The 25,465-nt window shown below is 73.4% G+C and carries 22 protein-coding genes and 1 tRNA gene; 6 read left to right on the top strand and 17 right to left on the bottom strand.

The window, feature by feature from the left end; translation table 11 throughout:
• Nucleotides 1-18 precede the first annotated feature (18 nt).
• Genes ACZ5FU_RS15190 through ACZ5FU_RS15175 form a run of 4 tightly spaced genes read left to right on the top strand, consistent with a single transcriptional unit; the run spans nucleotide 19 to nucleotide 2,687 of the window.
• Nucleotides 19-477: a roadblock/LC7 domain-containing protein gene (locus tag ACZ5FU_RS15190; protein WP_451531323.1), complete on the top strand. Its 459-nt coding sequence runs from the start codon at nucleotides 19-21 to the stop codon at nucleotides 475-477.
• Nucleotides 474-830, top strand: coding sequence for a DUF742 domain-containing protein (locus tag ACZ5FU_RS15185; RefSeq protein WP_451531324.1), 357 nt, complete (start codon nucleotides 474-476; stop codon nucleotides 828-830). Before ACZ5FU_RS15190 ends, ACZ5FU_RS15185 begins: the two co-directional genes overlap by 4 nt.
• Entirely contained in the window at nucleotides 811-1,428 is a 618-nt protein-coding gene (locus ACZ5FU_RS15180; RefSeq protein ID WP_451776166.1) for a GTP-binding protein, read from the top strand. Before ACZ5FU_RS15185 ends, ACZ5FU_RS15180 begins: the two co-directional genes overlap by 20 nt.
• Nucleotides 1,425-2,687 carry a cytochrome P450 gene (locus ACZ5FU_RS15175; RefSeq protein WP_451531326.1) on the top strand — a complete coding sequence of 421 codons (1,263 nt, stop codon included), beginning with the start codon at nucleotides 1,425-1,427 and terminating at the stop codon, nucleotides 2,685-2,687. Before ACZ5FU_RS15180 ends, ACZ5FU_RS15175 begins: the two co-directional genes overlap by 4 nt.
• An 89-nt stretch (nucleotides 2,688-2,776) precedes the next feature.
• On the opposite strand, the gene ACZ5FU_RS15170 is transcribed toward ACZ5FU_RS15175, so the two are convergent.
• The 7 genes from ACZ5FU_RS15170 to ACZ5FU_RS15140 form a co-directional block, all read right to left on the bottom strand.
• Entirely contained in the window at nucleotides 2,777-4,003 is a 1,227-nt protein-coding gene (locus ACZ5FU_RS15170) for a cytochrome P450 (RefSeq protein WP_451531327.1), read from the bottom strand.
• A gap of 129 nt (nucleotides 4,004-4,132) precedes the next feature.
• The gene (locus ACZ5FU_RS15165; RefSeq protein WP_451529876.1) at nucleotides 4,133-4,924 is read right to left on the bottom strand and encodes a S16 family serine protease; all 792 of its coding nucleotides are present in this window, start codon (nucleotides 4,922-4,924) and stop codon (nucleotides 4,133-4,135) included.
• A gap of 422 nt (nucleotides 4,925-5,346) precedes the next feature.
• Nucleotides 5,347-5,991: an IclR family transcriptional regulator gene (locus ACZ5FU_RS15160; RefSeq protein WP_451529877.1), complete on the bottom strand. Its 645-nt coding sequence runs from the start codon at nucleotides 5,989-5,991 to the stop codon at nucleotides 5,347-5,349.
• A 323-nt stretch (nucleotides 5,992-6,314) separates the two neighbouring features.
• A complete protein-coding gene (locus tag ACZ5FU_RS15155) occupies nucleotides 6,315-8,114 on the bottom strand; it encodes a DEAD/DEAH box helicase (RefSeq protein WP_451529878.1) in 1,800 nt (599 codons plus the stop codon).
• 117 nt (nucleotides 8,115-8,231) lie between these two features.
• The gene (locus ACZ5FU_RS15150; RefSeq protein WP_451529879.1) at nucleotides 8,232-8,621 is read right to left on the bottom strand and encodes a type II toxin-antitoxin system death-on-curing family toxin; all 390 of its coding nucleotides are present in this window, start codon (nucleotides 8,619-8,621) and stop codon (nucleotides 8,232-8,234) included.
• Nucleotides 8,618-8,818 carry a ribbon-helix-helix protein, CopG family gene (locus tag ACZ5FU_RS15145; protein WP_016826066.1) on the bottom strand — a complete coding sequence of 67 codons (201 nt, stop codon included), beginning with the start codon at nucleotides 8,816-8,818 and terminating at the stop codon, nucleotides 8,618-8,620. The genes ACZ5FU_RS15150 and ACZ5FU_RS15145 overlap by 4 nt, the downstream gene beginning before the upstream one ends.
• Before the next feature lie 40 nt (nucleotides 8,819-8,858).
• Entirely contained in the window at nucleotides 8,859-10,319 is a 1,461-nt protein-coding gene (locus ACZ5FU_RS15140) for an MFS transporter (RefSeq protein WP_451529880.1), read from the bottom strand.
• 352 nt (nucleotides 10,320-10,671) lie between these two features.
• Here ACZ5FU_RS15140 and ACZ5FU_RS15135 point away from each other — a divergent pair.
• A tRNA-Cys gene (locus tag ACZ5FU_RS15135) sits at nucleotides 10,672-10,746 on the top strand.
• A 30-nt stretch (nucleotides 10,747-10,776) separates the two neighbouring features.
• On the opposite strand, the gene ACZ5FU_RS15130 is transcribed toward ACZ5FU_RS15135, so the two are convergent.
• The 8 genes from ACZ5FU_RS15130 to ACZ5FU_RS15095 all read right to left on the bottom strand — a co-directional run bounded on the left by ACZ5FU_RS15130 (nucleotide 10,777) and on the right by ACZ5FU_RS15095 (nucleotide 21,487).
• Nucleotides 10,777-11,265 carry a hypothetical protein gene (locus tag ACZ5FU_RS15130; protein ID WP_469045425.1) on the bottom strand — a complete coding sequence of 163 codons (489 nt, stop codon included), beginning with the start codon at nucleotides 11,263-11,265 and terminating at the stop codon, nucleotides 10,777-10,779.
• A gap of 27 nt (nucleotides 11,266-11,292) precedes the next feature.
• Nucleotides 11,293-12,474, bottom strand: coding sequence for an SUKH-4 family immunity protein (locus ACZ5FU_RS15125; protein ID WP_451776172.1), 1,182 nt, complete (start codon nucleotides 12,472-12,474; stop codon nucleotides 11,293-11,295).
• A 396-nt stretch (nucleotides 12,475-12,870) separates the two neighbouring features.
• Complete coding sequence (locus ACZ5FU_RS15120) at nucleotides 12,871-15,180, bottom strand: xanthine dehydrogenase family protein molybdopterin-binding subunit (RefSeq protein ID WP_469045424.1); 2,310 nt, start codon at nucleotides 15,178-15,180, stop codon at nucleotides 12,871-12,873.
• The gene (locus ACZ5FU_RS15115; protein ID WP_469045423.1) at nucleotides 15,177-16,934 is read right to left on the bottom strand and encodes a (2Fe-2S)-binding protein; all 1,758 of its coding nucleotides are present in this window, start codon (nucleotides 16,932-16,934) and stop codon (nucleotides 15,177-15,179) included. Before ACZ5FU_RS15115 ends, ACZ5FU_RS15120 begins: the two co-directional genes overlap by 4 nt.
• Entirely contained in the window at nucleotides 16,931-17,824 is an 894-nt protein-coding gene (locus ACZ5FU_RS15110; RefSeq protein ID WP_451529885.1) for an FAD binding domain-containing protein, read from the bottom strand. The genes ACZ5FU_RS15115 and ACZ5FU_RS15110 overlap by 4 nt, the downstream gene beginning before the upstream one ends.
• A gap of 392 nt (nucleotides 17,825-18,216) precedes the next feature.
• Nucleotides 18,217-19,848 (bottom strand): beta-N-acetylhexosaminidase, encoded by a 1,632-nt coding sequence (locus ACZ5FU_RS15105; RefSeq protein WP_451529886.1) that lies wholly within the window; start codon nucleotides 19,846-19,848, stop codon nucleotides 18,217-18,219.
• A 749-nt stretch (nucleotides 19,849-20,597) separates the two neighbouring features.
• Nucleotides 20,598-20,885, bottom strand: coding sequence for a DUF3039 domain-containing protein (locus ACZ5FU_RS15100; protein ID WP_451529887.1), 288 nt, complete (start codon nucleotides 20,883-20,885; stop codon nucleotides 20,598-20,600).
• Between the two features lie 29 nt (nucleotides 20,886-20,914).
• Nucleotides 20,915-21,487, bottom strand: a complete 573-nt coding sequence (locus tag ACZ5FU_RS15095; RefSeq protein WP_451529888.1) for a YqgE/AlgH family protein — start codon at nucleotides 21,485-21,487, stop codon at nucleotides 20,915-20,917.
• A 262-nt stretch (nucleotides 21,488-21,749) separates the two neighbouring features.
• Here ACZ5FU_RS15095 and murA point away from each other — a divergent pair, with 262 nt between their 5' ends.
• Entirely contained in the window at nucleotides 21,750-23,096 is a 1,347-nt protein-coding gene (gene murA, locus ACZ5FU_RS15090; RefSeq protein ID WP_451529889.1) for a UDP-N-acetylglucosamine 1-carboxyvinyltransferase, read from the top strand.
• A 149-nt stretch (nucleotides 23,097-23,245) separates the two neighbouring features.
• Here murA and ACZ5FU_RS15085 read toward each other — a convergent pair whose 3' ends face one another.
• Both ACZ5FU_RS15085 and ACZ5FU_RS15080 read right to left on the bottom strand, forming a co-directional pair.
• Nucleotides 23,246-23,527: an HU family DNA-binding protein gene (locus ACZ5FU_RS15085; protein WP_451529890.1), complete on the bottom strand. Its 282-nt coding sequence runs from the start codon at nucleotides 23,525-23,527 to the stop codon at nucleotides 23,246-23,248.
• Between the two features lie 338 nt (nucleotides 23,528-23,865).
• Complete coding sequence (locus tag ACZ5FU_RS15080; RefSeq protein WP_451529891.1) at nucleotides 23,866-25,281, bottom strand: NAD-dependent malic enzyme; 1,416 nt, start codon at nucleotides 25,279-25,281, stop codon at nucleotides 23,866-23,868.
• Nucleotides 25,282-25,465 lie beyond the last annotated feature (184 nt).

Raw genomic sequence — 25,465 nt, 5'->3', positions numbered from 1 at the left:
GATCGGAGGAACGGGCCGGTGACGGGGCTCCCGGGCCCCACCGTCCCCACACCCACCATGCAGACCACCGACAACAGCCTGACCTGGCTTCTCCAGGGCCTTCTGGAACGCGTTCCCGGCGCCCGGCACGCCCTGGTCCTGTCCCGGGACGGCCTGAAGCTGTGCTGGACCGAACACCTGGCGCTCGACCAGGCGGACCAGCTGGCGGCCATCTGCTCGGGCATGCAGGCCCTCGCCCAGGGCGCGTCCGTCGAGTTCGGCGACGGGAGCGGTGGCGTCCGCCACTCCATGACCGAGTTCCACGGCGGTCAGCTCTTCATCGTGCAGGCGGGCGACGGCGCGCACCTGGCGCTCCTCGGCGAGGAGAGCGCCGACCCCGGAGTGGTGGGTCACCAGATGACCGAGCTGGTCGAGCAGATCGGTGAGCACCTGCGGGCCGAGCCCCGCGGGAGCGCGCAGGGGAGCACATCGTCGTGACGCGTCGGCCCGTGGACACCGGTGATCCCGACCGGCTCTACACGATCACGGGCGGACGCAGCCGTGCGGACGACGCGTTCGACCTGGTCACCCTGATCGTCAGCGAGAGCGCGCCCACCTCCGGGATGCAGTCGGAGCACACGCGGATCCTGGATCTGTGCCGGCATCCGACGGCCGTCGTGGAGGTCGCCGCGGAGATGGGGCTGCCGATCACGGTGGTGCGCATCCTCCTCGGCGACCTGCTCGCCATGGGCCGTATCACCGCCCGTCACCCGCCCGCGCCGCGGTCCCTCGCCGCGCTCCCCGACTCCGCCCTTCTCAAGGAGGTGCTGCATGGGCTCCGCAACCTCTGACCTGCCCTCCCTGCGTACGCCCCTGTCCGATGCCGCCGAGACAGGCCTGAAGATCGTCGTCGTGGGCGGCTTCGGCGTCGGCAAGACGACCCTGGTCCGCTCGGTCAGCGAGATCCGGCCGCTCAACACCGAGGAGGTGATGACGCAGGCGGGGGTCGGCGTCGACGAGACGCGGCAGGTGGCCACGAAGACCACCACGACGGTCGCCTTCGACTTCGGCCGGATCAGCCTCAACAAGCGCATGGTGCTGTACCTGTTCGGCGCGCCGGGCCAGGAGCGGTTCTGGTTCCTGTGGGACCGGCTCTTCTCCGGCACGCTCGGCGCGGTCGTCCTGGTCGACACGCGCCGGATGGACGACTCCTGGTACGCGATAGACCGGCTGGAACACCACAGGACGCCGTTCGTGGTGGCCGTCAACCGGTTCGACGACGAACCCCGGCGGTACTCCCTCGACGAGATCCGCCAGGCGCTCTCCCTGCCCGCGCACGTGCCGCTCGTCGACTGCGACGCGCGGGTGCGGTCGTCGGGCAAGGACGTGCTGATCACCCTCGTGGACCACCTCTACGAACTGGCCATGGCCCAGGAGATGACACCGTGACCGACACCGGATCCCGTTCCCCGCACGCGCCCGGCCCGGGGTGCCCCGCGCACGCGGGCGCCGTGCGGCTGGGCGGTCTGGAGTACCAGCAGACCCCGGCGCAGCTGTACCGGGCCCTGCGCAGGGAGCACGGGGCGGTGGCACCCGTGCTGCTCGACGGGGACGTCCCCGCCTGGCTGGTCCTCGGCTACGCCGAGGTCGGCTACGTCACCGCTCACGACGAGCTGTTCGCCCGCGACTCGCGGCGCTGGAACCAGTGGGAGAACATCCCCGCGGACTGGCCGCTGCTGCCGTTCGTCGGATACCAGCCCTCGGTGCTGTTCACCGAGGGCGAGGAGCACCGGCGGCGGGCCGGGGTCATCACCGAGGCGCTGGAGGGCGTCGACCAGTTCCAGCTGTCGCGCGACTGCCGGCTGCTCGCCGACCGGCTCATCGCGTCGTTCGCCGGAAGCGGCCGGGCCGAGCTGATGAGCATGTACGCGCACGCGCTGCCGATGCGCGCCGCGGTCCAGATGTGCGGGATGCCGCACACGGGTGAGGCCACCCGGCAGCTCGTCGAGGACCTGCGGATCTCCCTGGACGCCGCGGAGGGCGACGACCCGGTGGCCGCGTACACGCGCGTGGGCGAGCGGATCCAGCAGCTGGTGAAGGAGAAGCGGGAGCGTCCGGGCCCGGACGTCACCTCGCGCATGCTGCTGCACCCGGCCGGGCTGACCGACGAGGAGGTCGTGCAGGACCTGATCTCCGTCATCGCCGCGGCGCAGCAGCCGACCGCCAACTGGATCTGCAACACGCTGCGGCTGCTGCTCACCGACGAGCGGTTCGCCGTCAGCGTGTCGGGGGGCCGGCTCAGCGTGGGCGAGGCGCTCAACGAGGTCCTCTGGCTCGACACCCCGACCCAGAACTTCATCGGCCGCTGGGCCGTGCGCGACACCCAGCTCGGCGGACGGCTGATCCGGGCGGGCGACTGCCTGGTGCTGGGGCTCGCCGCGGCCAACACCGACCCGCAGATCTGGCCCGAGTCCCACGTGGGGGCGGAGAGCTCAGCGCACCTGTCGTTCAGCAGCGGGGAGCACCGGTGCCCCTACCCGGCCCCGCTGCTGGCCGACGTCATCGCGCGCACCGCGGTGGAGACCCTGCTGGAACGCCTACCCGACCTGGTGCTCACGGTGGAGCCGGAGCAGCTCTCCTGGCGGCCGTCCGTCTGGATGCGGGGCCTGCACTCGTTGCCGGTGGAGTTCACCCCGGTGGTGCGGTAGCGGGGCGAGGGGGAGGGTCGGCAGGCACCTGCCGACCCGGCCCGCGTGCGCCCGGGGCCCGGGGCGCGGGATCGGCCCGGGGCCCGGCGTCAGCCGGTGACGGGGGTGAAGCGCACGGGCAGTGTCTGCGGTCCCCGCGTGAAGACGCCCTGTTCCACGAGTTCGGCACCGTCGGCGAGGCGGAGGTCCGGCATGGCGTCGAGGAGCTGGCCGACCCCGATCTCGACCTCGGCCTTCGCGAGCAGGGCGCCGACGCAGAAGTGGCGGCCCAGCGCGAAGGAGAGGTGGTCGGCGGCGGCCGAGAAGGCGGTGGTCGTGGTCAGGTCGTCGCGGAAGATGTCGAACCGGTCCGGCTCCCGGTAGCGGTCCTCGTCCCGGTTGGCGGCGCCGATCAGACAGGTGACCGTGGCGCCGGCCGGTACGACACCGCAGCTGAGCGTGACCTCGGCGGCCGACTGCCGCATGATCATGTGCACGGGGGGCGTGTAGCGCAGCGTCTCGGCGAAGGCGCGGGCGATGAGCCCGCGGTCCTCCCGGACGGCCGCCAACTGCTCGGGGTGCCGCAGCAGGTTGGCGAAGATGCCCGCGATCGCCTTGTCGGTGGTCTCGCCGCCCGCGGCGAGCAGCAGGCTGCAGAAGGCCTTGATGTCCTCGTCGCTCATCCGCACGCCGTCGACCTCGGCGGCGCACAGCGTCGACAGCAGGTCGTCGCCGAGGTTGTCGCGGCGCTCCCGGATGATCGGCACCATGTACTCGGCGAACTCCACCCGGGTGCGCTCCCCCGCCGCCGCCACCTCGGGGTCGCCCGAGAGGTTGCCGAGGAAGGCGATGACCGACGTGTACCAGCGGTGGAACCGGGCGTGGTCGGCCTTGTCCAGGCCCAGCATGTCCGCGATCACGTTGACGGGGAAACGGGTCGCGTAGTCGGACACCAGGTCGGCGGAGCCGGTGGACCGGAAGGCGTCGATCAGCTCGCGGGAGTTGCGTTCGATCACCGGCAGGAACTTCTCCTGCAGGTCGCTGCCGCGGAAGGCGGGGGCGACGAGGGCCCGCCGCACCGCGTGCTCCCGTCCGCTGAGCTGGAGGATCGTCCTGCCGTGCACGGGCTCGATCTGCCAGGAGTAGTTGTCGGTGGTGAACTCGCCGCCCTTGTCCTTGAAGACGCGCTCCACGTCCTCGTAACGGGAGACGACGTAGCTCTGCGTGGCCTCGTGCCAGAAGAGGGGGGTGCTCTCACGCATCAGGCGATAGGCCCGGTAGGGATCCGCAGCGAACTCGGGCGACAGGATGTCGGGGACCTGCTGAGCGGTGGGCATGGAGCTCCCTGAGATCGGTAACAGGCTTACCGCACAAGGCTATTGATCATCCGACGGCCGGGACAGCCCGTCCCGGCGGACAGTTCGACGAGGGACGGCCCTTGGCCGAAAAGCGCTCCCGCCCAAGGGCTAACAGCTCGGTACCGAGCCCTGGTCCTTCTCCAGTTTCACGAGGGAGTCGACCGCGCCCTCGAGGGTGGTCACCGGGATCAGGCGCAGCCCCTCGGGCAGCTCGGACTCGGCGTCGGAGCACTCAGCCTTCGGCACCAGGAAGACGGTCGCGCCGTCCCGGCGGGCGGCCTGCGTCTTCAGCGCCACGCCTCCGACCGCGCCGACCTTGCCGTCCGCGTCGATGGTCCCGGTGCCGGCGATCGTACGGCCGCCCGTGAGGTCGCCGCCGCTGCCGTCGCCGTCGAGCCGGTCGACGATCCCCAGGGAGAACAGCAGGCCCGCGCTGGGACCGCCGACGTCGGCCAGCTCCAGGGCGACCTCGATGCCGTCGTCGGTGCGGTCGAGGTACCTCAGCGCGGCCTCGGTCGCGGTGTCCTGGGACTTCTCCATCTGCTCGGTGTTGTACCGCTCGATCTCCTTCGTGCTGTCCCCCGCGGGGTAGACCGAGTCACGCGGCATCACGGCCTGGTCGGCACGGAACCAGCCGTCGACCACATCGCCCAGGGTGATGTGCGCGTCCGGGCCGGTCGCCTCGATGGTCGTCATCCGCAGCTGCCCGGTCGTCTCGCGGGTGGCGGCGCCGGAGATCGTGATGACGGGGGTGCCCTTGTCCTCGCCGAGGACGTTCGCCGTCATGCCCGGCTGCGCCACCGAGAACGGCAACGGCGCGAACCCCACGGTGGCGAACAGCGCCACGAGCGGAAGGGCGCAGACGGTGAGGGCCTGGGGACGTGTGAGGCGTGAGAGCACGCGCCCAATCTAACGCGAGCCCCGCCCCCGGCCACGCCCCGGTGCCCGGCCCACACCCCCTCGCGACCGCCCGCGGGCACGCGCCCCGCCGGCCGCGAACCCGGCCCGGCCCATGCCTCACACCCCGCCCACCGCACGCCCATGCCTTCCCCCCGCTCCGCCCTCCGCCTTGCGGGCTTGCGGACTGCGGACTGCGGCCCGGGATTCGGCGATCAGCCGGCCGGTGACCGGCCGCGGCCCCGGCTCCGGCCCGCACCCGACACCCCGCCCACCGCACGCCCACGCCTTTTCCCCGCTCCGTCCTGCGGCTTGCGGCTTGCGGCCTGCGGCCGGCGCCCCGGGATCGGTGATCCGTGATCGGTCCGGCGATCGGCCGGCCGGTGACCGGCCGGCGGACGGCCGGCAGGTCAGCGGCCGATCGGTCAGCGCAGCGCCTCCGCCACCTCGCGGGCCGCTTCCATCACCCGCCGGCCGACCCGCTCCGGCACCGCGTCGGTCAGCATCACGACCCCCACGCTGCCCTCCACCCCCGTCACGCCCAGCAGGGGCGCCGCGGCCCCGCTCGCGCCGGCCTCCAGCTCGCCGTGGGTCAGGGTGTACCCCGGGTCCCCGGAAGCCGTCCGCTGCCGGGCGGACAGGATCGCCTTGCCCGCCGCGCCCCGCTCCAGGGGGTGCCGGAAGCCGGCCCGGTAGGCCACGTGATAGTCGGTCCACGTCGGTTCGACCACGGCGACGGCCAGCGCCTCGGCCCCGTCGACGAGCGTCAGGTGCGCGGTGGCCCCGATGTCCTCGGCCAGCGACCGCAGCGCGGGCAGCGCGGCTTCCCGCACCAGCGGGTGCACCTGCCGGCCCAGCCTGAGCACCCCGAGTCCGACCCGGGCCCGGCCGCCCAGGTCACGTCGTACGAGGGCGTGCTGTTCCAGCGTGGCGAGCAACCGGTACACGACGGTCCGGTTCACGCCCAGTTTGTGGGAAAGCTCGGTGACGGTCAGCCCGTGGTCGGTGTCGGCCAGCAGCTTGAGGACCCGCAGTCCCCTGTCGAGCGTCTGAGAGGTCTCCGCGGTCACGACGCCCACTCCTTAGTGGTGAGGTCGGCGGCCCCACAGCGGCGGATGCGTCACCGAGTCCCGTCAGCGACGCGCGTCAGAGGCCGCCGATCGGCAGAGGGGTCCGGCGTGTCCGGACCCGGTCGCTTCACGGCTGCGCTCCGCGGCGGCGCTGCCACGGGGCGTGTGCGTAGCGGGACAGTAGCGAAGCAGGTTCGCTCAGCGGAAGGCTCCGTCCAGAATCCGGTCAGCGGCCGGTGGGGACTACCTGTGTTTGTCCCCATACGTACGGTGCGCGATCCGGGCCGAGCGCCCCCGTGGTGCACGACGGACGCCCGCGGGCGTCACTTCATGCGGGTCGCCCACTCCCCCACCTTGGCGATGCGCTGCCGCAGCTGCCCCGCCGTCGCCTCCGCGCTCGGCGGCCCGCCGCACACCCGCCGCAGCTCGGTGTGGATGACCCCGTGCGGCTTGCCGCTCTGGTGGACGTACGCGCCGACCATCGTGTTGAGCTGCTTGCGCAGCTCCATCAGCTCCTTGTGGGAGACCACCGGCCGCCGCTCGGCCGGCAGCTCCAGCAGGTCGGCCTCGGTGTCCGGCTTCTTGCGGCTGTGCGCGATCTGCTTGGCCTGCCGCTTCTGCAGCAGCAGCTGCACCTGCTCGGGCTCCAGCAGTCCGGGGATGCCGAGGTAGTCCTGCTCCTCCTCGCTGCCGGGGTGGGCCTGCATGCCGAACTCGGCGCCGTTGTACATGACCCGGTCGAAGACGGCGTCGGACTCCAGCGCCTCGAAGGGCAGCATGTCCTGCTCGCCGGTGTCCTCGTCCTGCTCCCGGTTCGCCTCGTCCATCTCCTTCTCGGACTCGGCGTACGGGTCCTCCTCGCCCTCCTTCTTCGGCTTGTCGAGGACGTGGTCGCGCTCGCGTTCCATCTCGTTGGCGAAGCCGAGCAGGTCGGGCACGGTCGGCAGGAACACGGAGGCGGTCTCGCCGCGCCGCCGCGACCGCACGAAACGGCCGACGGCCTGCGCGAAGAACAGCGGGGTGGAGATGGTGGTGGCGTACACGCCGACCGCGAGGCGCGGCACGTCGACGCCTTCCGACACCATCCGCACCGCGACCATCCACCGGTCGGTGCCGTGGCTGAACTCGTCGATCCGGCCGGACGCGCCGGCGTCGTCGGACAGGACGAGGGTCGCCTTCGACCCGGTGATCTCCCGGATCAGCTTGGCGTAGGCGCGGGCCGACTCCTGGTCGGAGGCGATGACCAGCGCGCCCGCGTCCGGTATGGCCTTGCGGACCTCGGTGAGCCGTTGGTCGGCGGCGCGCAGCACGCTCGGCATCCACTCGCCGCGCGGATCGAGCGCCGTGCGCCACGCCTGGCTGACCGCGTCCTTCGTCATCGGCTCGCCGAGCCGTGCGGCGATCTCGTCGCCGGCCTTCGTGCGCCAGCGCATGTTGCCGCTGTAGGAGAGGAAGATGACGGGCCGCACGACGTTGTCCGCGAGGGCCGAGCCGTAGCCGTACGTGTAGTCGGCGGACGAACGGCGGATGCCGTCGTCGCCCTCCGCGTACGTCACGAAGGGGATCGGGTTGGTGTCGGAGCGGAACGGCGTACCGGTGAGCGCGAGCCGCCGCGTGGCCGGCTCGAACGCCTCCAGGCAGGCCTCGCCCCAGGACTTGGAGTCACCGGCGTGGTGGATCTCGTCGAGGATGACCAGGGTCTTGCGCTGCTCGGCCCGGTTGCGGTGCAGCATCGGCCGTACGCCGACGCCCGCGTACGTCACGGCGACCCCGTGGTAGTCCTTGCTGAGCGGCCCGGCGCTGTACTCGGGGTCCAGCCGGATGCCGATCCGCGCGGCCGCCTCCGCCCACTGCTTCTTCAGGTGCTCGGTGGGAGCCACCACCGTGACCTGCTGCACCACGTGGTGGTGCAGCAGCCAGGAGGCGAGGGTCAGCGCGAAGGTCGTCTTGCCGGCGCCGGGGGTGGCGACGGCGAGGAAGTCGCGTGGCTGCTCCTGGAGGTACTTCTCCATCGCCCCCTGCTGCCAGGCACGCAGCTTGCCGGCGGTGCCCCAGGGGGCCCGGCCGGGGAAGGCGGGGGAGAGGTGGTGCGAGTGGGAGGCGGTGCTGGCGGTGGTAGTCACGGTCTCCGTCGTGGGGCTCGGGCGGCTCGGCTACGTAGAACGACCGGGCCACCCTACCGGCGGTCCGACACGGCCGACGCGCGGACGATGCCGGGTGGCCCTTCGGTGGGACTGACGTCACACCGGCGGCTCGGACAGCTCCCGCAGCGCCTCGGAGATGGCCCCGGCATCGTCCGCGGCACCGCTGGCCACCGCGATCACCAGGCGTTCGGCGGCGTCGATGTCCGGACGCAGCTGCACACCGTTCATCGCCAGGAAGACGACGCAGGAGGTCCACGCCGTCCGTTTGTTCCCGTCGACGAAGGGGTGGTTGATCGCCAGCGACTGCAGGAGGGCCGCGGCCTTGCCGAACAGGTCCGGGTACGCCTCCTGCCCGAACATGGCGGCAGCCGGGCGGTGCACGGCCGATTCCAGCAGCCCCGCATCACGGACGACGACGTCCTGGTCGTCGACCGCGAGGCCGGCGATGACCAGGCCGTCCTCGGCCGTCAGGTAGACAGGGATCACTTGAGCCGCTCCAGCAGTTCGGCCCACTTGGCGGTCTGCTCCTTGGCCGCCTTGCGCACGAGCGCTTCATGAGCCGTCCGCGCCAGGTAGTCGTCCACGGCCCGGAGCAGTATCGCGTGCATGCTGACCCCCTCCTCCTCGGCGCGCAGCTTCAGGGCTTCCGTCTGGTCGTCGCGGAGACGCAGGTTCATGGCCATACCAGAACGGTATCCCTCCGTGGGGTCAAACTGGTACCACTCAGGAGGGGGTGCGCAGCCTCGTCGTCACCCACGCCCCCACCAGGGCCACCGCCGCCATCGGCAGGAAGACGGCGGCGAAGGCGGCCGGGTGGGAGGCGCCGGAGGCCTCGGCGGCCGTGTGCGACACGGTCCCGCCGCCGAGCGCCGCGAAGGCGGCGCCGCCCGCGGCCAGCAGCAGCACGTTGGACAGGCCGTCGGAGATCTGCAGGGCGGCCGAGTTGGCACCGGCCTCCTCGGGGGCGGAGAGCTGGAGCAGGAGCACGCTGGTCGAGGAGATCACCAGGCCCATCCCGAAGCAGCCGAAGCCCCAGGCGACGGCCACCGTCCAGGCGGGGACCGCATCGATCAGGACGCTCGGCGCGGCGGCGACGGCGGCGGCCACGAGCACCATCCCGCCGGTCATCAGCCGCTCCCGGTACGGCTCCGCGCGCGGCCGGGACTGCACCCAGGAGCCCAGCGCCCAGGTCACCCCGCCGGCCGCGAGGGAGAACCCCGCGAGGGTCGGGCTGAGGCCGCGCTGGGTGACCAGCATCAGCGGTACGAAGGACTCGGCGGCGATGAACGACCCTGCGGCCACTCCGCGCAGCAGCACCACCGACGGCAGGCCGCGGGCCGCCCGCCAGGTGCCGTGCGGAAGCAGTCCGAGGACGGCCGGCACCAGCAGGGCGACGCCCGCGGCGGCGGGCAGGAGGGAGAGCGGGCGCAGGTCCTGGGCGGCGTACTGGAGCAGGCCCGCGCCCAGGGAGATGGCGAGGGCGAGGCGGATGCGGCGCCGGCCGGAGGAGGGGGCCGCGGCACCGTCGACCGGGCCCGCGGCCCGGCGCCGTATCTGCGGCAGCGCGAGGGCCAGCGGCAGGAGCACGAGGGCGGGGATGCCGAGGAACACCCACCGCCAGCCGAGGTGCTCGGTCACCGCGCCGGACGCCAGCGGACCCACGACCGACGGCACGACCCAGCTCGCCGCGAACGCCGCCATGATCGCGGGCCGCAGCCGCTCCGGGTAGGCCCGCCCCACGACGACGTACAGGGCGACGATCACCAGCCCGCCGCCGAACCCCTGGACCGCCCGCCCGAGGATGAACAGCCACATGGTCCCGGCGGTCCCCGACAGCAGGAGGCCCGCGGCGAAGGCGGCGATCCCGCAGGTGAGCGCGCCGAGCGGGCCCCGCCGGTCGGACCACTGCCCGGCCAGCACCATGCCGAACAGGCTGGTCGTGAAGTACCCCGAGAAGGCGAAGGCGTACAGGGACAGCCCGTCCAGTTCCCGCGCGGCCACCGGCATGGCCGTCCCCACGGCGGTCGCCTCGAAGGCGATCAGCAGCACGACGGACACGATCCCGATGCTCAGGGCCCGGTGCTCCCGCCCGAGCACGGTCTCCTCCGACCGGTACGAGCCGGACTTCCGGGACATGTCTGCTGTGTCCGCGACACCGGTGTCGCGAGGTTCATGGACGGCCATGACGGTCAGGGTAAGGCCCACAACCGACACTGACCCCTGTCGGGAGACGGGACCGGGCCTCGTCCATTGGTCCTACGCCACCCAGCCCACCGGCCCCGCGCCACCCAGCCCACCGGTCCCGCGCCGGCCCGCGCCGCCCAGCCCACCGGTCCCACACCGCCCAGCCCACCGTCCCCGCGCCGGCCCCGCACCGTCGCCGCGCCGGCCCGTCCGCCGCCGGACCGCCCCGTTCGTGAACGGCGCATGGCAGTCGTGTTGCAGCCCCCACGGCTCCCTTGAGCCCCCCGGCTCGCGGGGCCTACGGTCGTCACAACCGGTTCGAAGGGGAGCACTCCCGGAGAACCGGCCGCACGGCCGTGTGCCCGAGTGGTTCAGGGGCTCGCCTGCAAAGCGAGTTACGTGGGTTCGAATCCCGCCACGGCCTCCAACTCCGTCTCTCGCCGAGGGCGTCACCGGTCTACGGTTCTCGCTCCGCCGCCTCCGGCCACGACGTGCCGAGGTCCCTGCGCATCGCCGTCTGGGCCGATTCCGTGGCCGTGAGGTAGTCGCGCACGTGGGTCCGGAACTCCGGGGCGTCCGTGGTGGCGCCCGTCGCCACCAGGTCGCGCAGCGCGCGGACCTTCCAGAAGGCCTCGTTGACCGGGGCCATGACGTCCCACGGGGCGATCAGGGCGAGTTCGTAGCGCAGCGGGTACAGGCTGCCGGAGGTGAACACCTCGTGGGCGGCGGTGCGGGCCTGTGCCGGGGGAAGGGGCTCGCGGGCGGTCTCGTACAGGCGGGTGTAGACGTCGGACAGGGCCGCCATGAACGCCGCGTACGCCTGCCGGCGGGTGTCCTGCCGGAGGGCCTCGCGGTCGCGGCGCCAGCGGAGGCGGTCGGCGAGCAGGGTCGATCCGATGCCGATCGCCGCACCGGTCAGGGTGTTCACGGGGGCCAGCCAGTCCATGCGGGGACCTTACGGCGCGTCCCGGGGCTATGCGTAGAGTCCGCCGCCCGCCTCGTCCTCGAACATGCCCGGCCAGTAGCGCCAGCCGTCGTCGGTGGGCGTCCTCGGGGTCGGGTCGCAGGCGACCGGGTCGAGGGCGGCGAGGGTGCGGGTCATGGTGGCGGCCAACTGGTCGTAGGCCTCGGTCAGTTCGTGTTCCGCGTCGAGGGTGTGCTCCCGGTGGACGAGCCAGAGGGTGAACGCCAGCGTCGAGATGTCGGCGTTCAGCGGGCGGAGCCTGGACTCCGACTCGCTCCAGGCCAGCACCGCGCCGGTGGTGCCGTCGAGGACGAGGCTGGTGTCCTCCAGGAGGTGGCCGAGGCGGATCAGCCGGTGGGCCTCCTCGGGGAGTTCGGCGTGCGGGTCGTCGGCCCGGTGCTCGGCGAGGGTGGGCAGGGGGACGTCCAGGTCGAGGAAGAACCAGACGCACTCCTCGGGCAGCCCCGTCTCCCGCAGGAAGCGGCGGGTCGGCTCGTGGGAGAGGGCGGCCGGGAAGTCGACCTCCTCGAAGCGGACGATCGCGCCGGTGTCGAACTCCTCGTCCAGCAGCCGGGGCGGCAGGTCCAGGGCGAGCCCCGAGCGGGTGCCGGGGCCCGCGACCAGTGCCAGGGGGCGGATCACGGCGGCCAGCCGCCAGAACGGGGGCACCTCGCCGTCCGCCCCCGACTCGTACAGCGCGAGGAGCTGTCCGGACGCCTCGGCCACCGCGTCGGGCCCGAAACGCCCGGCGTAGGCCGCGAACTGGCCTCTGAGCGCGGCCAGTTCGTCGGCGGCCGTGGCGAACCGCACGAGCTTCTCCAGGGAGGGCGCGAGCGGCCGGCGGTCCATCAGGTCGGGGCGGTCGTGGAGGAAGTACGTCGTCGTGATCTCGCCGGTCGCGCCGTCGAGGAGCACGGACTCGGTCCCGTCGCCCGCCGGGCCGAGGAGTCCGCCGATGACCAGCTGGCCGCGCAGGTCGTCGGGGAGCAGGTGGTCGGGGTCGGCCGTGGAGTCGGCGACCTGGCGCAGGCCGTCCGCGCGCAGCGCCTCGAACGTCAGCAGCGCGCCGACGTCGGGCAGTCCCGGGCCGGACAGCCAGCGGCGGCTCGGCGCGTGAGTGACGTACGGATCCAGCTCGGCCTCGGAGAGGGTGATCACCGGCGTGCCGGTGGTGGTGCTGGTCGTGCTCATCGGTCCCCCGTGCGTGAAGTTCGCCGTCCCACTGCTCCGCACCCTACGCGGCACCACTGACAACGGCCCTCGACAGGAAGGACGTCGGGTCACACGCGCGCGTTGCCTCCCCGCGAGGATCGCACCGGCCCTCTCCCCCGCGGACGACTCGGCGGTGGCCGGCCGGAGTCCGGTGCGTGACGTGCGGGTGCGAGCGGTGACGTGCCGGGGGCGGGCGGGGTTCCGGGGGCGGCCCGGCCCGGTCGCAGTCCGCTCCGGTGGCAGGCCGTCGCGGGCGCGGGCAGTCCGTTCCAGCCGGGCCGGGCCGGTGAACACCGCCGCGGGCGACGGGCCGTACTCCCCGCGCCCCCGTTCGCGGCCCCGTCCCCCCTGTCCCCCGTCACGCGGGGGCGGCGCTCACTGGGTCGTGACGACGGCCGCCTGCGGCCTTATCGGCAGCCGGTTCACCGGGCGGCCGGTCGCGGCCCGCACGGCGGAGGCGATCGCCGCCGGGGAGGTCACGACCGGGACCGCGCTGGCCGCCTTCGCGCCGAACGGCGCGACCACGTCCCGCTCCTCGACCAGCTTGACGATCCGGATGTCCGGCACGTCCAGCGCCGTGGGCAGGGCGTAGCCGGTGAGGTCGGGGTGGCGGACCAGGCCGCGCGGGGTGCGGAGGTTCTCGGTGAGGGCGATGCCGACGCCCTGGGTGACGCCGGCCTCGATCCGGGCGGCGAGCTGCGCCGGGTTGAGCACCCGGCCGACGTCCTGGGCGACCGCCAGTTCGACGACCCGCACCGAGCCCAGCTCGATGTCGACGTCGACGACCGCGCGGATCGCGCAGAAGGCGAGGCCGACGAACGCGTCGCCCTGCCCGGCCCCGTCCAGTGGCTCGGTGGGGTGCGGGCGGCACTGCGCGGTGGCCCACAGTTCCTTGCCGTGCAGTTCCTCGGCGACGGTCGTCGACAGGACGCCGTCGTACGAGGTGATCTTGCCGTCGGTGATCTGGAGGAGCTCGGTGGACATGCCGAACTTGTGGGCCAGCGGCTGGAGGAGCTGGGTGCGGACCATCTTGGCCGCGCGCTCCACCGCGCCGCCGGAGACCCAGGTGTGGCGGCCGCGGCAGCCGGGGCCGGCCGGGGGCTGGTCGGTGTCGACGGGCGCGACGTGCACCTCGTCGACGCCGAGGGTCTCCTGGACGATCTGGCGGGCGAGGGTGGTGAAGCCCTGCCCCGTCTCGACGGCCGCGCACAGGACGGTCGCGACGCCGTCCTGGACCTTGACGGTGGCCGTGGAGACCTCGTCGGTGCCCTCCGCGCCGAGCATGTGGACCATGCCGAGGCCGTAGCCGACGCCCCGGCGCACCGCGCCCGGCTCGCCCGCGCCCTCGGGACCGCCGGGCAGCAGCCAGTCCTCCTCGGGGGTGTCCTTGGGCAGGGCGGGCAGCGGGAAGTCCTGGACGGCCTGGAGGAGTTCGGCGACGGGTGCCGGGCAGGTCACCGTCTGGCCGGTCGGCAGGACGTCGCCGGTGGCCAGGACGTTGCGCAGCCGCAGCTCCGCGGGGTCCACGCCGAGCTTCTTGGCCAGTTTGTCCATCTGCGCCTCGTAGGCGGCGCAGACCTGCATCGCGCCCTCGCCGCGGACGTGGCCGGAGGGCGGGTTGTTGGTGCGCACGGCCCAGCCCTCGATGAAGGCGTGGGGGACGACGTAGGGGCCGCAGGCGAAGGAGACGGCGGCGGCGAGGGCCTCGGCGGAGGTGTCGGCGTAGGCGCCGGCGTCGAGGAGGATCTGCGCCTCCACCTTGACCAGCCTGCCCTCGGCGTCCGCGTGGTGGCGGTACCGCAGGAGGGTGGGGTGGCGGTGGGCGTGGCCGAGGAAGGACTCCTCGCGGGTGGCGGTGAGCTTGACCGGGCAGCCGGTGCGCAGCGCGAGCAGGCCGAGCGGGAGCTGGAAGCCCTGGTCCTCGCGGTCGGCGGTGGCGCCGGGCACACCGGTGACGACGATCTTCACCTGATCGGGGGACAGGCCGAAGCAGGCCGCGGCGGTGTCGCGGTCGCCGTGCGGGTCGGTGGAGGCCAGGTACAGCTCGACGCCGCCGTCGGGCCTGGGGACGGCGAGGCCGGCCTCGGCGCCGATGGGGGCGGGGTCGGCGCGGCCGATGCGGTACTGGCCCTCGACGACGATCTCGCCGGCCGCGGCCGGGTCTCCGTGGTGCAGCGGGATGTGCCGGATCAGGTTGCCGTCGGGGTGCAGCGGCTCGGCCTCGAAGGCGAGTTCGGGGTCGGTGACCGGGTCGAGGACCTCGTACTCGACGATGACGGCCGCGGCGGCCATCCGCGCGGTGTCGGGGTGGTCCGCGGCGACGGCCGCGATGGGCTCGCCGTGGTGGCGCACGACCTCGGAGGCGAACACCGGGCGGTCGGCCCGGCCGCGCCCGTGCAGCGGTGCGCCGGGCACGTCCTCGTGCGTGACGACGGCCCGTACGCCGGGCATCTCCCGCGCGTGGGTGGTGTCGATGGAGACGATGCGCGCGTGGGCGTGCGGGGAGCGCAGCACGGCCGCCCAGAGCAGTCCCTCGGCCCACAGGTCGGCCGCGTACGGGAAGGTGCCCTCGGTCTTGGCGCGGGCGTCGGCGGTCGGCAGGGAGGCGCCGAGGCCGTGCGGGATCGGCTCGGGGGCCGGGGCGGCCTCCGCGGGGCTTGTCGCGGTGGCTGCTTCGTCGGTCACGCCTGGCCTCCGTCCTGGCCGTACGCCGGGTCGTGGGGGTGGGGCTGCGCGGGGTTGTCGAACGCCGACGCGTGGATGCCTCCGGCGCCGGGGCCCGCCTGGTGCGGAACACGTGCCTCGTCGCCGTTCTGTTCGGCGTCCGCCGAGGAGAGCGCCTCGCGTTCGGCGACGACGTCCTCGACGGCCTGCAGGACGCCCCGGTAGCCGGAGCAGCGGCACAGGTTGCCGCAGAGCGCCTGGCGGGCCTCCAGTTCGGTGGGCGCGGGGTTGCCCTCCAGCAGGTCGTGCACGGTCATCGCCATGCCGGGCACGCAGAAACCGCACTGCACGGCCCCGCACCGGGCGAGCGCCCGCTGCACGTCGGAGGGCTGCCCGTCGACGGCGAGGCCCTCGACGGTACGGACCTCGCTGCCGGCGGTGGTGACGGCGGGGACCAGGCAGGAGGCGACGAGGCGCCCGTCCACCTGGACGTTGCAGGCACCGCACTCGCCCTGGGAGCAGCCGTCCTTGGCACCGGCGAGCCCGAGCCGCTCCCGCAGGACGTAGAGCAGCGACTCGCCGATCCAGGCGTCGGTGACGGGCCGGTCCGAGCCGTTGACGCGCAGGGCGTAGGAGGCGAGGGGGTGGTCGTCGTGGTGGGCCGCCCCCGGCGCGGGCCCGTCCTCCACGCCGGCCTCCGCGCCGTCGTCCACGCGCGTGGACGCGGCGTCGGCGTCGGCCGGCCCGGTGGGTTCGGCGGGGCCGACGGGTTCGGCGGCCCCGGCCTGTTCGCCGCTTTCGCCGTTCTCGTGACCTTCACGGCCTTCGTGGTCTTCGTCGCGTTCACGGCCTTCGTCGTACTCGCGGTACTCGCCGTGCCCGGGGTGCTCGCCGTGTCCGTCCGGGTGGGTTTCCGGCTCCGGGTCCGGCGCGGTCGCCGGGCGGGGGGACCCGGCGGCCCCTGCGGGCTCGTGGACGCCTTCCGGGCCCCGGAGGTCCTCGGTGGCCCCGGAGGGCGCCTGACGGGCCTCCACGGGGCCGGGCGCGGCCTCGTACGGCTGTCCGGGCGCGGGGTGCCCGCCGGGGTGCTCGTGGGACGCGGGGTCGGTGTCGTGCCGCGGGGGGTGTCCGAAGGCGGGGGCGTCCGGCCGGGCTCCGCCGGCCTCGGTGAGCGGGGCGCCGGCCCCGTCGGTCCCGTCGTCCCAGGACCGCTCGTCCGGCGCGGGCTCCGTCGCCCAGGGCGCGGGGGCGCCGCCCGGCAGGGTGGCCGGGGGGGTGCCGCCGCCCCACTGCTCGACCAGCGCCGAGGTGGTGAACTCGCCCGACTCGTCGGGCAGATCGCCGCCCGCGACGGGGATCGACCACTGGCCGGTCACGTCGTGACCGGGGGCCGGGGCGGGCTCGGCGGACGCGTCGACGTCGTCGAAGGTCCACTGGCCGGTGGCGCCGGGGTGGTACGTGAACCGGTCGCCGCCGGCCGTCCCGTTCGCCGGCGCGGGCCAGTCGGCGCCGGCGGCGGGGTCCGCCCAGGCGCCGTCGCCGGCCGTCGCGGGGCCGGCCCCCTCGTACGCCGCCGCCTCGATCCGCGGGGGCACGTAGCCGTGGCCGGGCGCCGCGAGCGGGCTGCCGTCGCCGCGGGCGGCCAGGAGCGCGTCGATGCCGCCCTCGGGGAGCTTCACGAAGGCGGTGGCGCCGTCGTCGTAGTCGCCCTGGGGCAGCGGGTCCCAGCGGCTGCCGCCCGGTGGCGTGCCCTGTCCGTGCTGGTCGTCGGTCATGACAGTGCCCTCCCCAGTGCTCGTCGGGCCAGTGCGGCGACGGTGCGCCGCAGGTGCAGTACGGCGGGCGGTAGCGGTTGCACGGAGCCGTCCTCGGCGGGGACCGGGTCCGGGATGCAGGCGGCGGCGACGTACTCGCCGAAGGCGTGGAGCGCCTCCGGGACGAGCGCGCGGTTGTTGTCCCAGTCGATGAGCCGGGCGACCCACTGCTCGGCCTCCAGGGGCCGCAGCGGCATCGGCGCTATGGCGCCGACCGCGCAGCGGACGCCGCGCCGGGCGGGGTCCAGGACGAGGGCGACGGAGGCGACGGCCCGTCCGGGGCCGGTGCGGCCGGTGGCCTTCAGGAAGACCTGGGGGGCGTGCAGCAGCGGCACGCGCACGTACCCGATGAGTTCACCGCCGCGCAGCATGTCCATGCCTGCCAGGAGGTGCGACACCGGGATCTCGCGGCGGACGCCGCCGGGGCCCGCGATGATCAGGGTCGCCTCCAGCGCGGCCAGCACGGGCAGCGCGTCACCGGTGGGGGAGGCGGAGGCGATGTTGCCGCCCAGGGTGCCCGCGTTGCGGATGTGCGGCGGGCCCGCGGCGCGCGCGGCGGCGGCGAGCGCCGGGATGAGGGCGGCGAAGTCGGGGCGGCCCATGCGCGCGTGGGTGAGTCCGGCGCCGAGCAGGGCGTGCCCGTCCTGGTACTGCCAGCCGCGGATCTCGCTGATGCGGCCGAGGCCGACCAGGGCGGCGGGCCTGAGCTGGCCGGAGTTGACGGCGGCCATCAGGTCGGTGCCGCCCGCCACGGGCACGGCGGCCGGCGTGACGGCGAGCGCCGCCACCGCTTCGTCCAGTGTCGCGGGCAGCGTGACGGCCTGCCCCGCCTGCGGTGCGTGCGTGGTCAAAACCGGCTGCCCCTTCCCGCTGCCCCACCTGGTCCCACCTGTGCTGCCGTACGGTACGTGCTGACAGGGCGGACGTGGCAACTCTGGCACATCTTCGCAAGGCCCGGACGCGGGGGTCCGCCAGGAGGCATTCGCCCACCTCACCGGCGAGATGGTCCGCTTTCCGGCGGCATCACCGGTGTGCCCGGATTGCCGCCCTTCGGCGATCTGCCGGGGTTTTTCCGCGACCGGGGCCGCCGTCCGGAATCAGTGGCTCGAACCCGGTGGTGCGGACCCGGCGGCTCGAACTCGGCGCCGCCGCCCCGGCAGTCGGGGCTCGGCGGTCCGGCGTGCTCTGCGGCCCGGCGTGCTCTGCGGCCCGGCGTACCCGGCGGCCCGGGGGCGGGCCTGGCTCAGCGGTCCGGGGGCGGCCCCTCGATCGGGCGGCCGAGCACGCCGGGCCGCTTCTGCCAGGGCTTGGGGCCGCCCGGCGGCCGGTAGGCGACACCCAGGGCGTCCAGGCGGCCGTAGTGGGCCTCCATCCGCCGCTCGAAGCCGGCGAAGTCGCGCCGCTCCGGGGCCGGCAGCCGGCTCCAGACGACCTCGGCGAAGGCCACGAGCCGGGGGAAGACCTGGTAGTCCACGCGCGCGGCGTCCTCCATCGCCTCGGTCCACACGTTGGCCTGCGCGCCCAGCACGTGCCGCGCCTCGTCGGGCGTCAGTCCGGGCGGCACGGGCTCGAACCGGTAGACGTCCTCCAGGCCGCGCACGTAGCCGATCGGCACGGGCTCGTCGGCGCCGCCGTCCTGCCGGTGGTCCAGGTACACCTGCTGCTCGGGGCACATGACGACGTCGTGCCCCGCGCGCGCGGCGGCGGCCCCGCCCGCGCGGCCCCGCCAGGACGACACCACGGCACCCTCGGGGAGGCCGCCCTCGAGGATCTCGTCCCAGCCGACGAGCCGCCGCCCGCGCGCGGCGAGCCAGGTGCCGAAGTGGCCGATGAACCAGGCCTGCAGTCCGTCCTCGTCGGCGAGGCCGAGTTCCTCGATGCGGGCCTGCGCGGTGGGCGAGGCGCGCCACTGGTCCTTGGGGCATTCGTCGCCGCCGACGTGGATGAACTCCGACGGGAAGAGCTCGAGGACCTCCTCGAGGACGCCCTCGTAGAAGCGCAGGGTGGCGTCGGTGGGGGCGAGCACGTTCGGATTGATCCCCCAGGTGTCCCAGACGGAGAGCGCCCGGGTGTCGACGACGTCGGTGTTGCCCAGTTCCGGATAGGCGGCGATGGCCGCCTGCGAGTGTCCGGGCACGTCGATCTCGGGGACGACGGTGATGTGCCGGTCGGCGGCGTAGGCCACGATCTCCCGGATGTCGTCCCGGGTGTAGAAGCCGCCGTGCGGCCTGTCGTCCCACAACGGTGAGGCGCGGTGGCCGAATTTCGTGCGGGAACGCCAGGAGCCGATCCCGGTCAGCCGCGGATGGCGCCCGATCTCGATGCGCCAGCCCTGGTCGTCGGTCAGATGGAAGTGCAGGACGTTGAGTTTGTGCGCGGCCATCAGGTCGAGCTGGCGCAGGACGCCGTCCTTGGGCATGAAGTGCCGGGCCACGTCGAGGAGAAGACCGCGCCAGCGGAAACGGGGACCGTCCTCGATGACCTGGCACGGGATCTCGTGGCGCGTCGCGGGCCGCACCGGAGCGCGCCGGAAGGCCTCCGGACCGAGGAGCTGACGCAGGGTCTGCGCGCCCCAGAAGACACCGGCCGGGTCGCCGCCGCGGATCTCGACGCCCCGGCCGGCGACGGCACCGAGCCGGTACGTCTCCGGCTCCATGGCGGGGTCGACCAGCAGTCTCACACCGTCGCGGGCCTGCTCGGGGCCGGTCCGCAGCGGCAGGCCGAGCGCGGCGCCGACCGTGGCCCGCAGCCAGCGTTCGGTGGTCTCCGTGCCCGGCGCGGCCCACAGGGTGGTGCGGTCGTCCAGCCGCACCCCGCCCCGCGCGGGGCCCTCGACGGCGCGCGGCGCCGGAATGATCTCGTTGCCAGAAGTCACGTCGGTCCTTCACCGCTCCGCCGGGGCCGAAGAACACCGGCGGCGCCATCGACAGCGTCGACCGAGAAGTGTCGCCGATGACGGACGACCCGGTGAAGAGGAAGAAGCGGAAGAGGTGGAAGAAGCGGAAGGAGAGGAGGCCGTTCCGGGCGGCGCGAGGGAAAAGAATCCGCCGCGGGAATCCGCGCACGGCTCGCCCCGCCGGTGGACCCGGCCTCCTCCGGCACCTCCGGGACGCCTTTCACGAAACCCCTCCGCACACGGATCGCGAAGGGCGGCGGGAAGGCGCCGCGGGGCGGGACCGGCACGTCCGGCCGGCGTTCGTCATGACGGGGAACGGAATGCGCCGAGCACGTCACGAGCGCCGGCCGGACCACCGGGAACACGGCCGGCGGGACGGTCGGGAAAAGGGACCGAAAACAGAAACGGAAGCGGAACCGGAAACGAAACCGGAATCATGTGACGGCGGTCACGGCGAGAGAACCGGACGGCCGTCCACGGACGCCGCGCGACTCCTCCCGGAAGGCACCGGGGAGAACCGGAAGGCATCCGGGAGAATTCGCCTCTCGCGCGATCGGCGGGAAAGGCCGCCGGGCCCGGCGGTCACGGAACGGGGAGCACGGGTGCGGCCGCGGCTCCGGCACGGCGCGGCGGAACGAGGAGCCGCGGGCCCCCCGCCCGGGCCGTGCCGGGCGGCGGCGCGGCGGCGGGGAAGACCGGCGTCCTCGGGCCTCGGCCCGAGGAGCACCTCACTTGTCGCCCTTGCCCTTGCCCTTGTCGTCCCCGCCGGAGCCCATGGACTCGTAGATCTCCTTGCACATGGGGCACACGGGGTACTTCTTCGGGTCGCGGCCGGGCACCCACACCTTGCCGCAGAGCGCCACGACGGGAGTCCCGTCGAGCGCGCTCGCCATGATCTTGTCCTTCTGGACGTAGTGCGCGAAGCGCTCGTGGTCACCGTCGCCGTGCGACACCTGCGGCGTCGGCTCTACGAGGGTCCCCGTTCCGGTGCCGCGCTCGGGCTCAAGAGTGCTCATACGGCCAAGGGTACTGAAGGTCACACCCGTCAGTTGAGCGAAGGGTCGTCCGGGTACGTCGCCACCATCGCCAGCTCGCTGCGCTGGCGGCGCAGGACCTCGCGCCAGAGGGTCTCCGGCGAGGGCGAGGAGACGTCACCGGGCTCGGACTCCACCACGTACCAGGCGCCCTCCGCCAGTTCGTCCTCCAGCTGGCCGGGGCCCCACCCGGCGTACCCGGCGAAGATCCGCAGGGAGCCGAGGGCCGAGGCGAGCAGCTCCGGCGGGGCCTCCAGGTCGACCAGGCCGATCGCGCCGTGCACCCGCCGCCAGCCCGGCGGCGCGCCGTCGACGGCGGCGCCGCCGGGGATCACGGCGACGCCGAGCGCCGCGTCGAGGGAGACCGGGCCGCCCTGGAAGACCACACCCGGCTCACCGGCGAGGTCCGCCCAGTCCTCGAGGACGTCCCCGACGCCCACCGGCGTCGGGCGGTTGAGGACGACACCGAGGGAGCCCTCCTCGTCGTGGTCGAGGAGGAGCACCACCGCACGGTCGAAGTTCGGGTCCGCCAGGGCGGGGGTTGCCACGAGCAGCCGCCCTGTGAGCGAGGACACCTCGGTCATGCCAGACATGATCCCCCATCTTCCCCGCGTGCGGGGAGGCAACCGGGGCACGAGGAGGGGGCGGGGCGGGCGCACGCGCGCGGTCCGGGCGCACGGACGGCGCGGCCCGCCCGCGGTGACCCCGCGTACCCGGCGGGAAACGGTTCGTGTTGTGACACAGCCATGACCTCCCTGAGTGCTCCTCGGGCTTACGGGACCGGGGTCCGCGGCGATTACTCTGTCCTCTCGGCCCTGCCCCACCACTCCACGGAACGCGAGATACATGACCGTCAACGGCTCAGACGACGTCCTGCTTGTCCACGGCGGAACCCCGCTTCAGGGCGAGATCCGGGTCCGCGGTGCGAAGAACCTCGTGCCCAAGGCCATGGTCGCCGCCCTGCTGGGCAGTGAGCCGAGCCGACTGCGCAACGTTCCGGACATCCGTGACGTGCGGGTCGTACGCGGCCTGCTGCAACTGCACGGGGTCACGGTCCGGCCGGGTGAGGAGCCGGGCGAGCTGGTGCTCGACCCGACCTACGTCGAGAGCGCCAACGTCGCCGACATCGACGCCCACGCGGGTTCCAGCCGCATCCCGATCCTGTTCTGCGGCCCGCTGCTGCACCGCCTGGGCCACGCCTTCATCCCGGGCCTGGGCGGCTGCGACATCGGCGGCCGGCCCATCGACTTCCACTTCGACGTGCTGCGGCAGTTCGGCGCGAAGATCGAGAAGCGGGCGGACGGCCAGTACCTGGAGGCCCCGCAGCGGCTGCGCGGCACCAAGATCCGGCTGCCGTACCCGTCCGTCGGCGCGACCGAGCAGGTGCTGCTGACGGCGGTCCTCGCCGAGGGCGTCACGGAACTCTCGAACGCGGCCGTCGAGCCGGAGATCGAGGACCTGATCTGCGTCCTGCAGAAAATGGGCGCCATCATCGCGATGGACACCGACCGCACGATCCGCATCACCGGTGTGGACAAGCTCGGCGGCTACGACCACCGCGCCCTGTCGGACCGGCTGGAGGCCGCCTCCTGGGCGTCCGCGGCGCTGGCGACCAAGGGCGACATCTACGTCCGCGGCGCCCAGCAGCGCTCGATGATGACGTTCCTGAACACCTACCGCAAGGTGGGTGGCGCCTTCCGGATCGACGACGAGGGCATCCGCTTCTGGCACCCCGGCGGGCAGCTGAAGTCGATCGCGCTGGAGACGGACGTCCACCCGGGCTTCCAGACGGACTGGCAGCAGCCGCTCGTCGTCGCCCTCACCCAGGCCACGGGCCTGTCCATCGTCCACGAGACGGTCTACGAGTCGCGGCTGGGCTTCACCTCCGCGCTCAACCAGATGGGCGCCCACATCCAGCTGTACCGCGAGTGCCTGGGCGGTTCCGACTGCCGCTTCGGCCAGCGCAACTTCCTGCACTCGGCGGTCGTGTCCGGCCCGACCGAACTCCAGGGCGCGGACCTGGTCATCCCCGACCTGCGCGGCGGCTTCTCCTACCTGATCGCCGCCCTCGCGGCCCAGGGCACGTCCCGCGTCCACGGCATCGACCTGATCAACCGCGGCTACGAGAACTTCATGGACAAGCTGATGGAGCTCGGCGCGAAGGTGGAACTGCCGGGCAAGGCACTCGGATAGCCCAGTCCCGCGCACACGCCGATGGGGCGGCCACCCGGACCGGGTGGCCGCCCCATCGGCGTGTTCGGACGCCCCCGAAGGGGCGCGGGGCGCTGCGTGACCGGCGGCGGACCGGTCCGCAGTCACCCCGCCGCGCTCTCAGCGGAGCGTCACTTGCCCTTGGCGGCTTCCTTGAGCTTGCTGCCCGCGGAGACCTTGACGCTGTAGCCGGCCGGGATCTGGATCGGGTCGCCGGTCTGCGGGTTGCGCGCGGTGCGAGCGGCACGGTGGGTGCGCTCGAAGGTCAGGAAGCCGGGGATGGTGACCTTCTCGTCGCCCTTGGAGACGATGTCGCCGACGACCTCGGCGAACGCGGCCAGGACGGCGTCGGCGTCCTTGCGGGTCACCTCGGCGCGTTCGGCCAGCGCGGCCACCAGCTCACTGCGGTTCATGTTCTTACTCCCGTGTTCTTCTTGCCGTTGCGGCGTGCCACGCGGCGGAGCCGCATGTTGGGCACAGCGAAGCCGATGCTGCCAGGGTCCTCGGACAGTCCCCGGACCCGGGTCCCTTGTCGGACCCTCGCGCCCAGGGACGCATCCTGCCCCCACCTGCGGCGGGAAAGCCAATCCGGCACCCGCAGGAGTCGTGAGAACACCCTTGGGAGTCACACGAAAAGGGCCAACCGACCGGCCGCCCACCCTAGAGGGCGGTCAGGGGAACCGGGTTCCACGACGCGCCGGTTTCATGGCACGTCGTGGCGATCCTCACAGCCCCCGCACACCACGGGGTCTCAGGCGCCGGCCCCGGCGGCCTTCGCGGCCTCCCGCACGGCCCCGGCCACCGCGCCGGCGACCTTGTCGTTGAAGACGGACGGGATGATGTAGTTGGCGTTCAGCTCGTCCTCGGTCACCACGTCGGCGAGGGCCTTCGCGGCCGCGAGCATCATCTCCGTGTTGACGGTGCGGGACTGGGCGTCCAGCAGGCCGCGGAACACACCCGGGAAGACCAGCACGTTGTTGATCTGGTTCGGGAAGTCGGAGCGGCCGGTGGCCACCACGGCGGCCGTCCGGCGGGCGACCGCCGGGTCGACCTCGGGGTCGGGGTTCGCGAGCGCGAACACGATCGCGTCGTCGGCCATGGCGGCCACGTCGTCGCCGTCGAGGACGTTGGGGGCGGAGACGCCGATGAAGACGTCCGCGTCCCGCACGGCCTCCTTCAGGGTGCCGGTGAGGCCCTCGGGGTTGGTGTTGTCGGCGATCCAGCGCAGCGCCGAGCCGGGGGCCGCGTCGACGAGGTCCTCGCGGCCGGCGTGCACCACGCCGTGGATGTCGGCGACGACGGCGTTCTTCACGCCGGCCGCGAGCAGCAGCTTGAGGATGGCCGTGCCGGCCGCGCCCGCGCCGGACATGACGACGCGGATGTTCTCGATGCCCTTGCCCGCGACGCGCAGGGCGTTCGTCAGGGCGGCCAGGACGACGATGGCGGTGCCGTGCTGGTCGTCGTGGAAGACGGGGATGTCGAGGGCCTCGCGCAGCCGGGCCTCGATCTCGAAGCAGCGGGGGGCGGAGATGTCCTCGAGGTTGATGCCGGCGAAGCCCGGCGCGATCGCCTTGACGATCTCGACGATCGCGTCGGTGTCCTGGGTGTCCAGGCAGAGCGGCCAGGCGTCGATGCCGGCGAACCGCTTGAACAGGGCCGCCTTGCCCTCCATGACCGGCAGCGCGGCCTTGGGGCCGATGTTGCCCAGGCCCAGCACGGCCGAGCCGTCCGTCACGACCGCAACGGAGTTGCGCTTGATGGTGAGGCGGCGGGCGTCCTCGGGGTTCTCGGCGATCGCCATGCAGACCCGGGCCACGCCCGGCGTGTAGATCATGGAGAGGTCGTCGCGGTTGCGGATCGGGTGCTTCGACGCCATCTCGATCTTGCCGCCGAGGTGCATCAGGAAGGTACGGTCCGAGACCTTGCCCAGGGTGACGCCCTCGATGCCGCGGAGCTGTTCGACGATCTCGTCGGCGTGCGCCGTGGACGTGGCCGCGATCGTGACGTCGATGCGGAGCTTCTCGTGGCCGGAAGCCGTGACGTCGAGGCCGGTCACCGAGCCTCCGTGGGACTCGACGGCCCCGGTGAGCTGGGAGACCGCGGTTCCGCTCGCGGGCACCTCCAGCCGGACCGTCATCGAGTAGGAGACGCTGGGCGCCGTTGCCATGGCCGACTTCCTCTGCTTTCACCGGTGACGCTGGATGCCGTTCGATCGTCGCACCTACTGTCGAGTAGGCGTTAGCCGCCCCGGGTTGCGAACGTTGAGTTCACAACGAAAGAGGCCCACGTCACACGGACGTGGGCCTCTTCCCTCTGTCTGTGACACCGACCCGCCATGCTCGCCTCGCGGC

The organism is Streptomyces sp. NPDC031554 (assembly GCF_055580685.1).
Note: the sequence above shows the minus strand (reverse complement) of the source record. Positions and strands in the feature narration are given on the sequence as shown.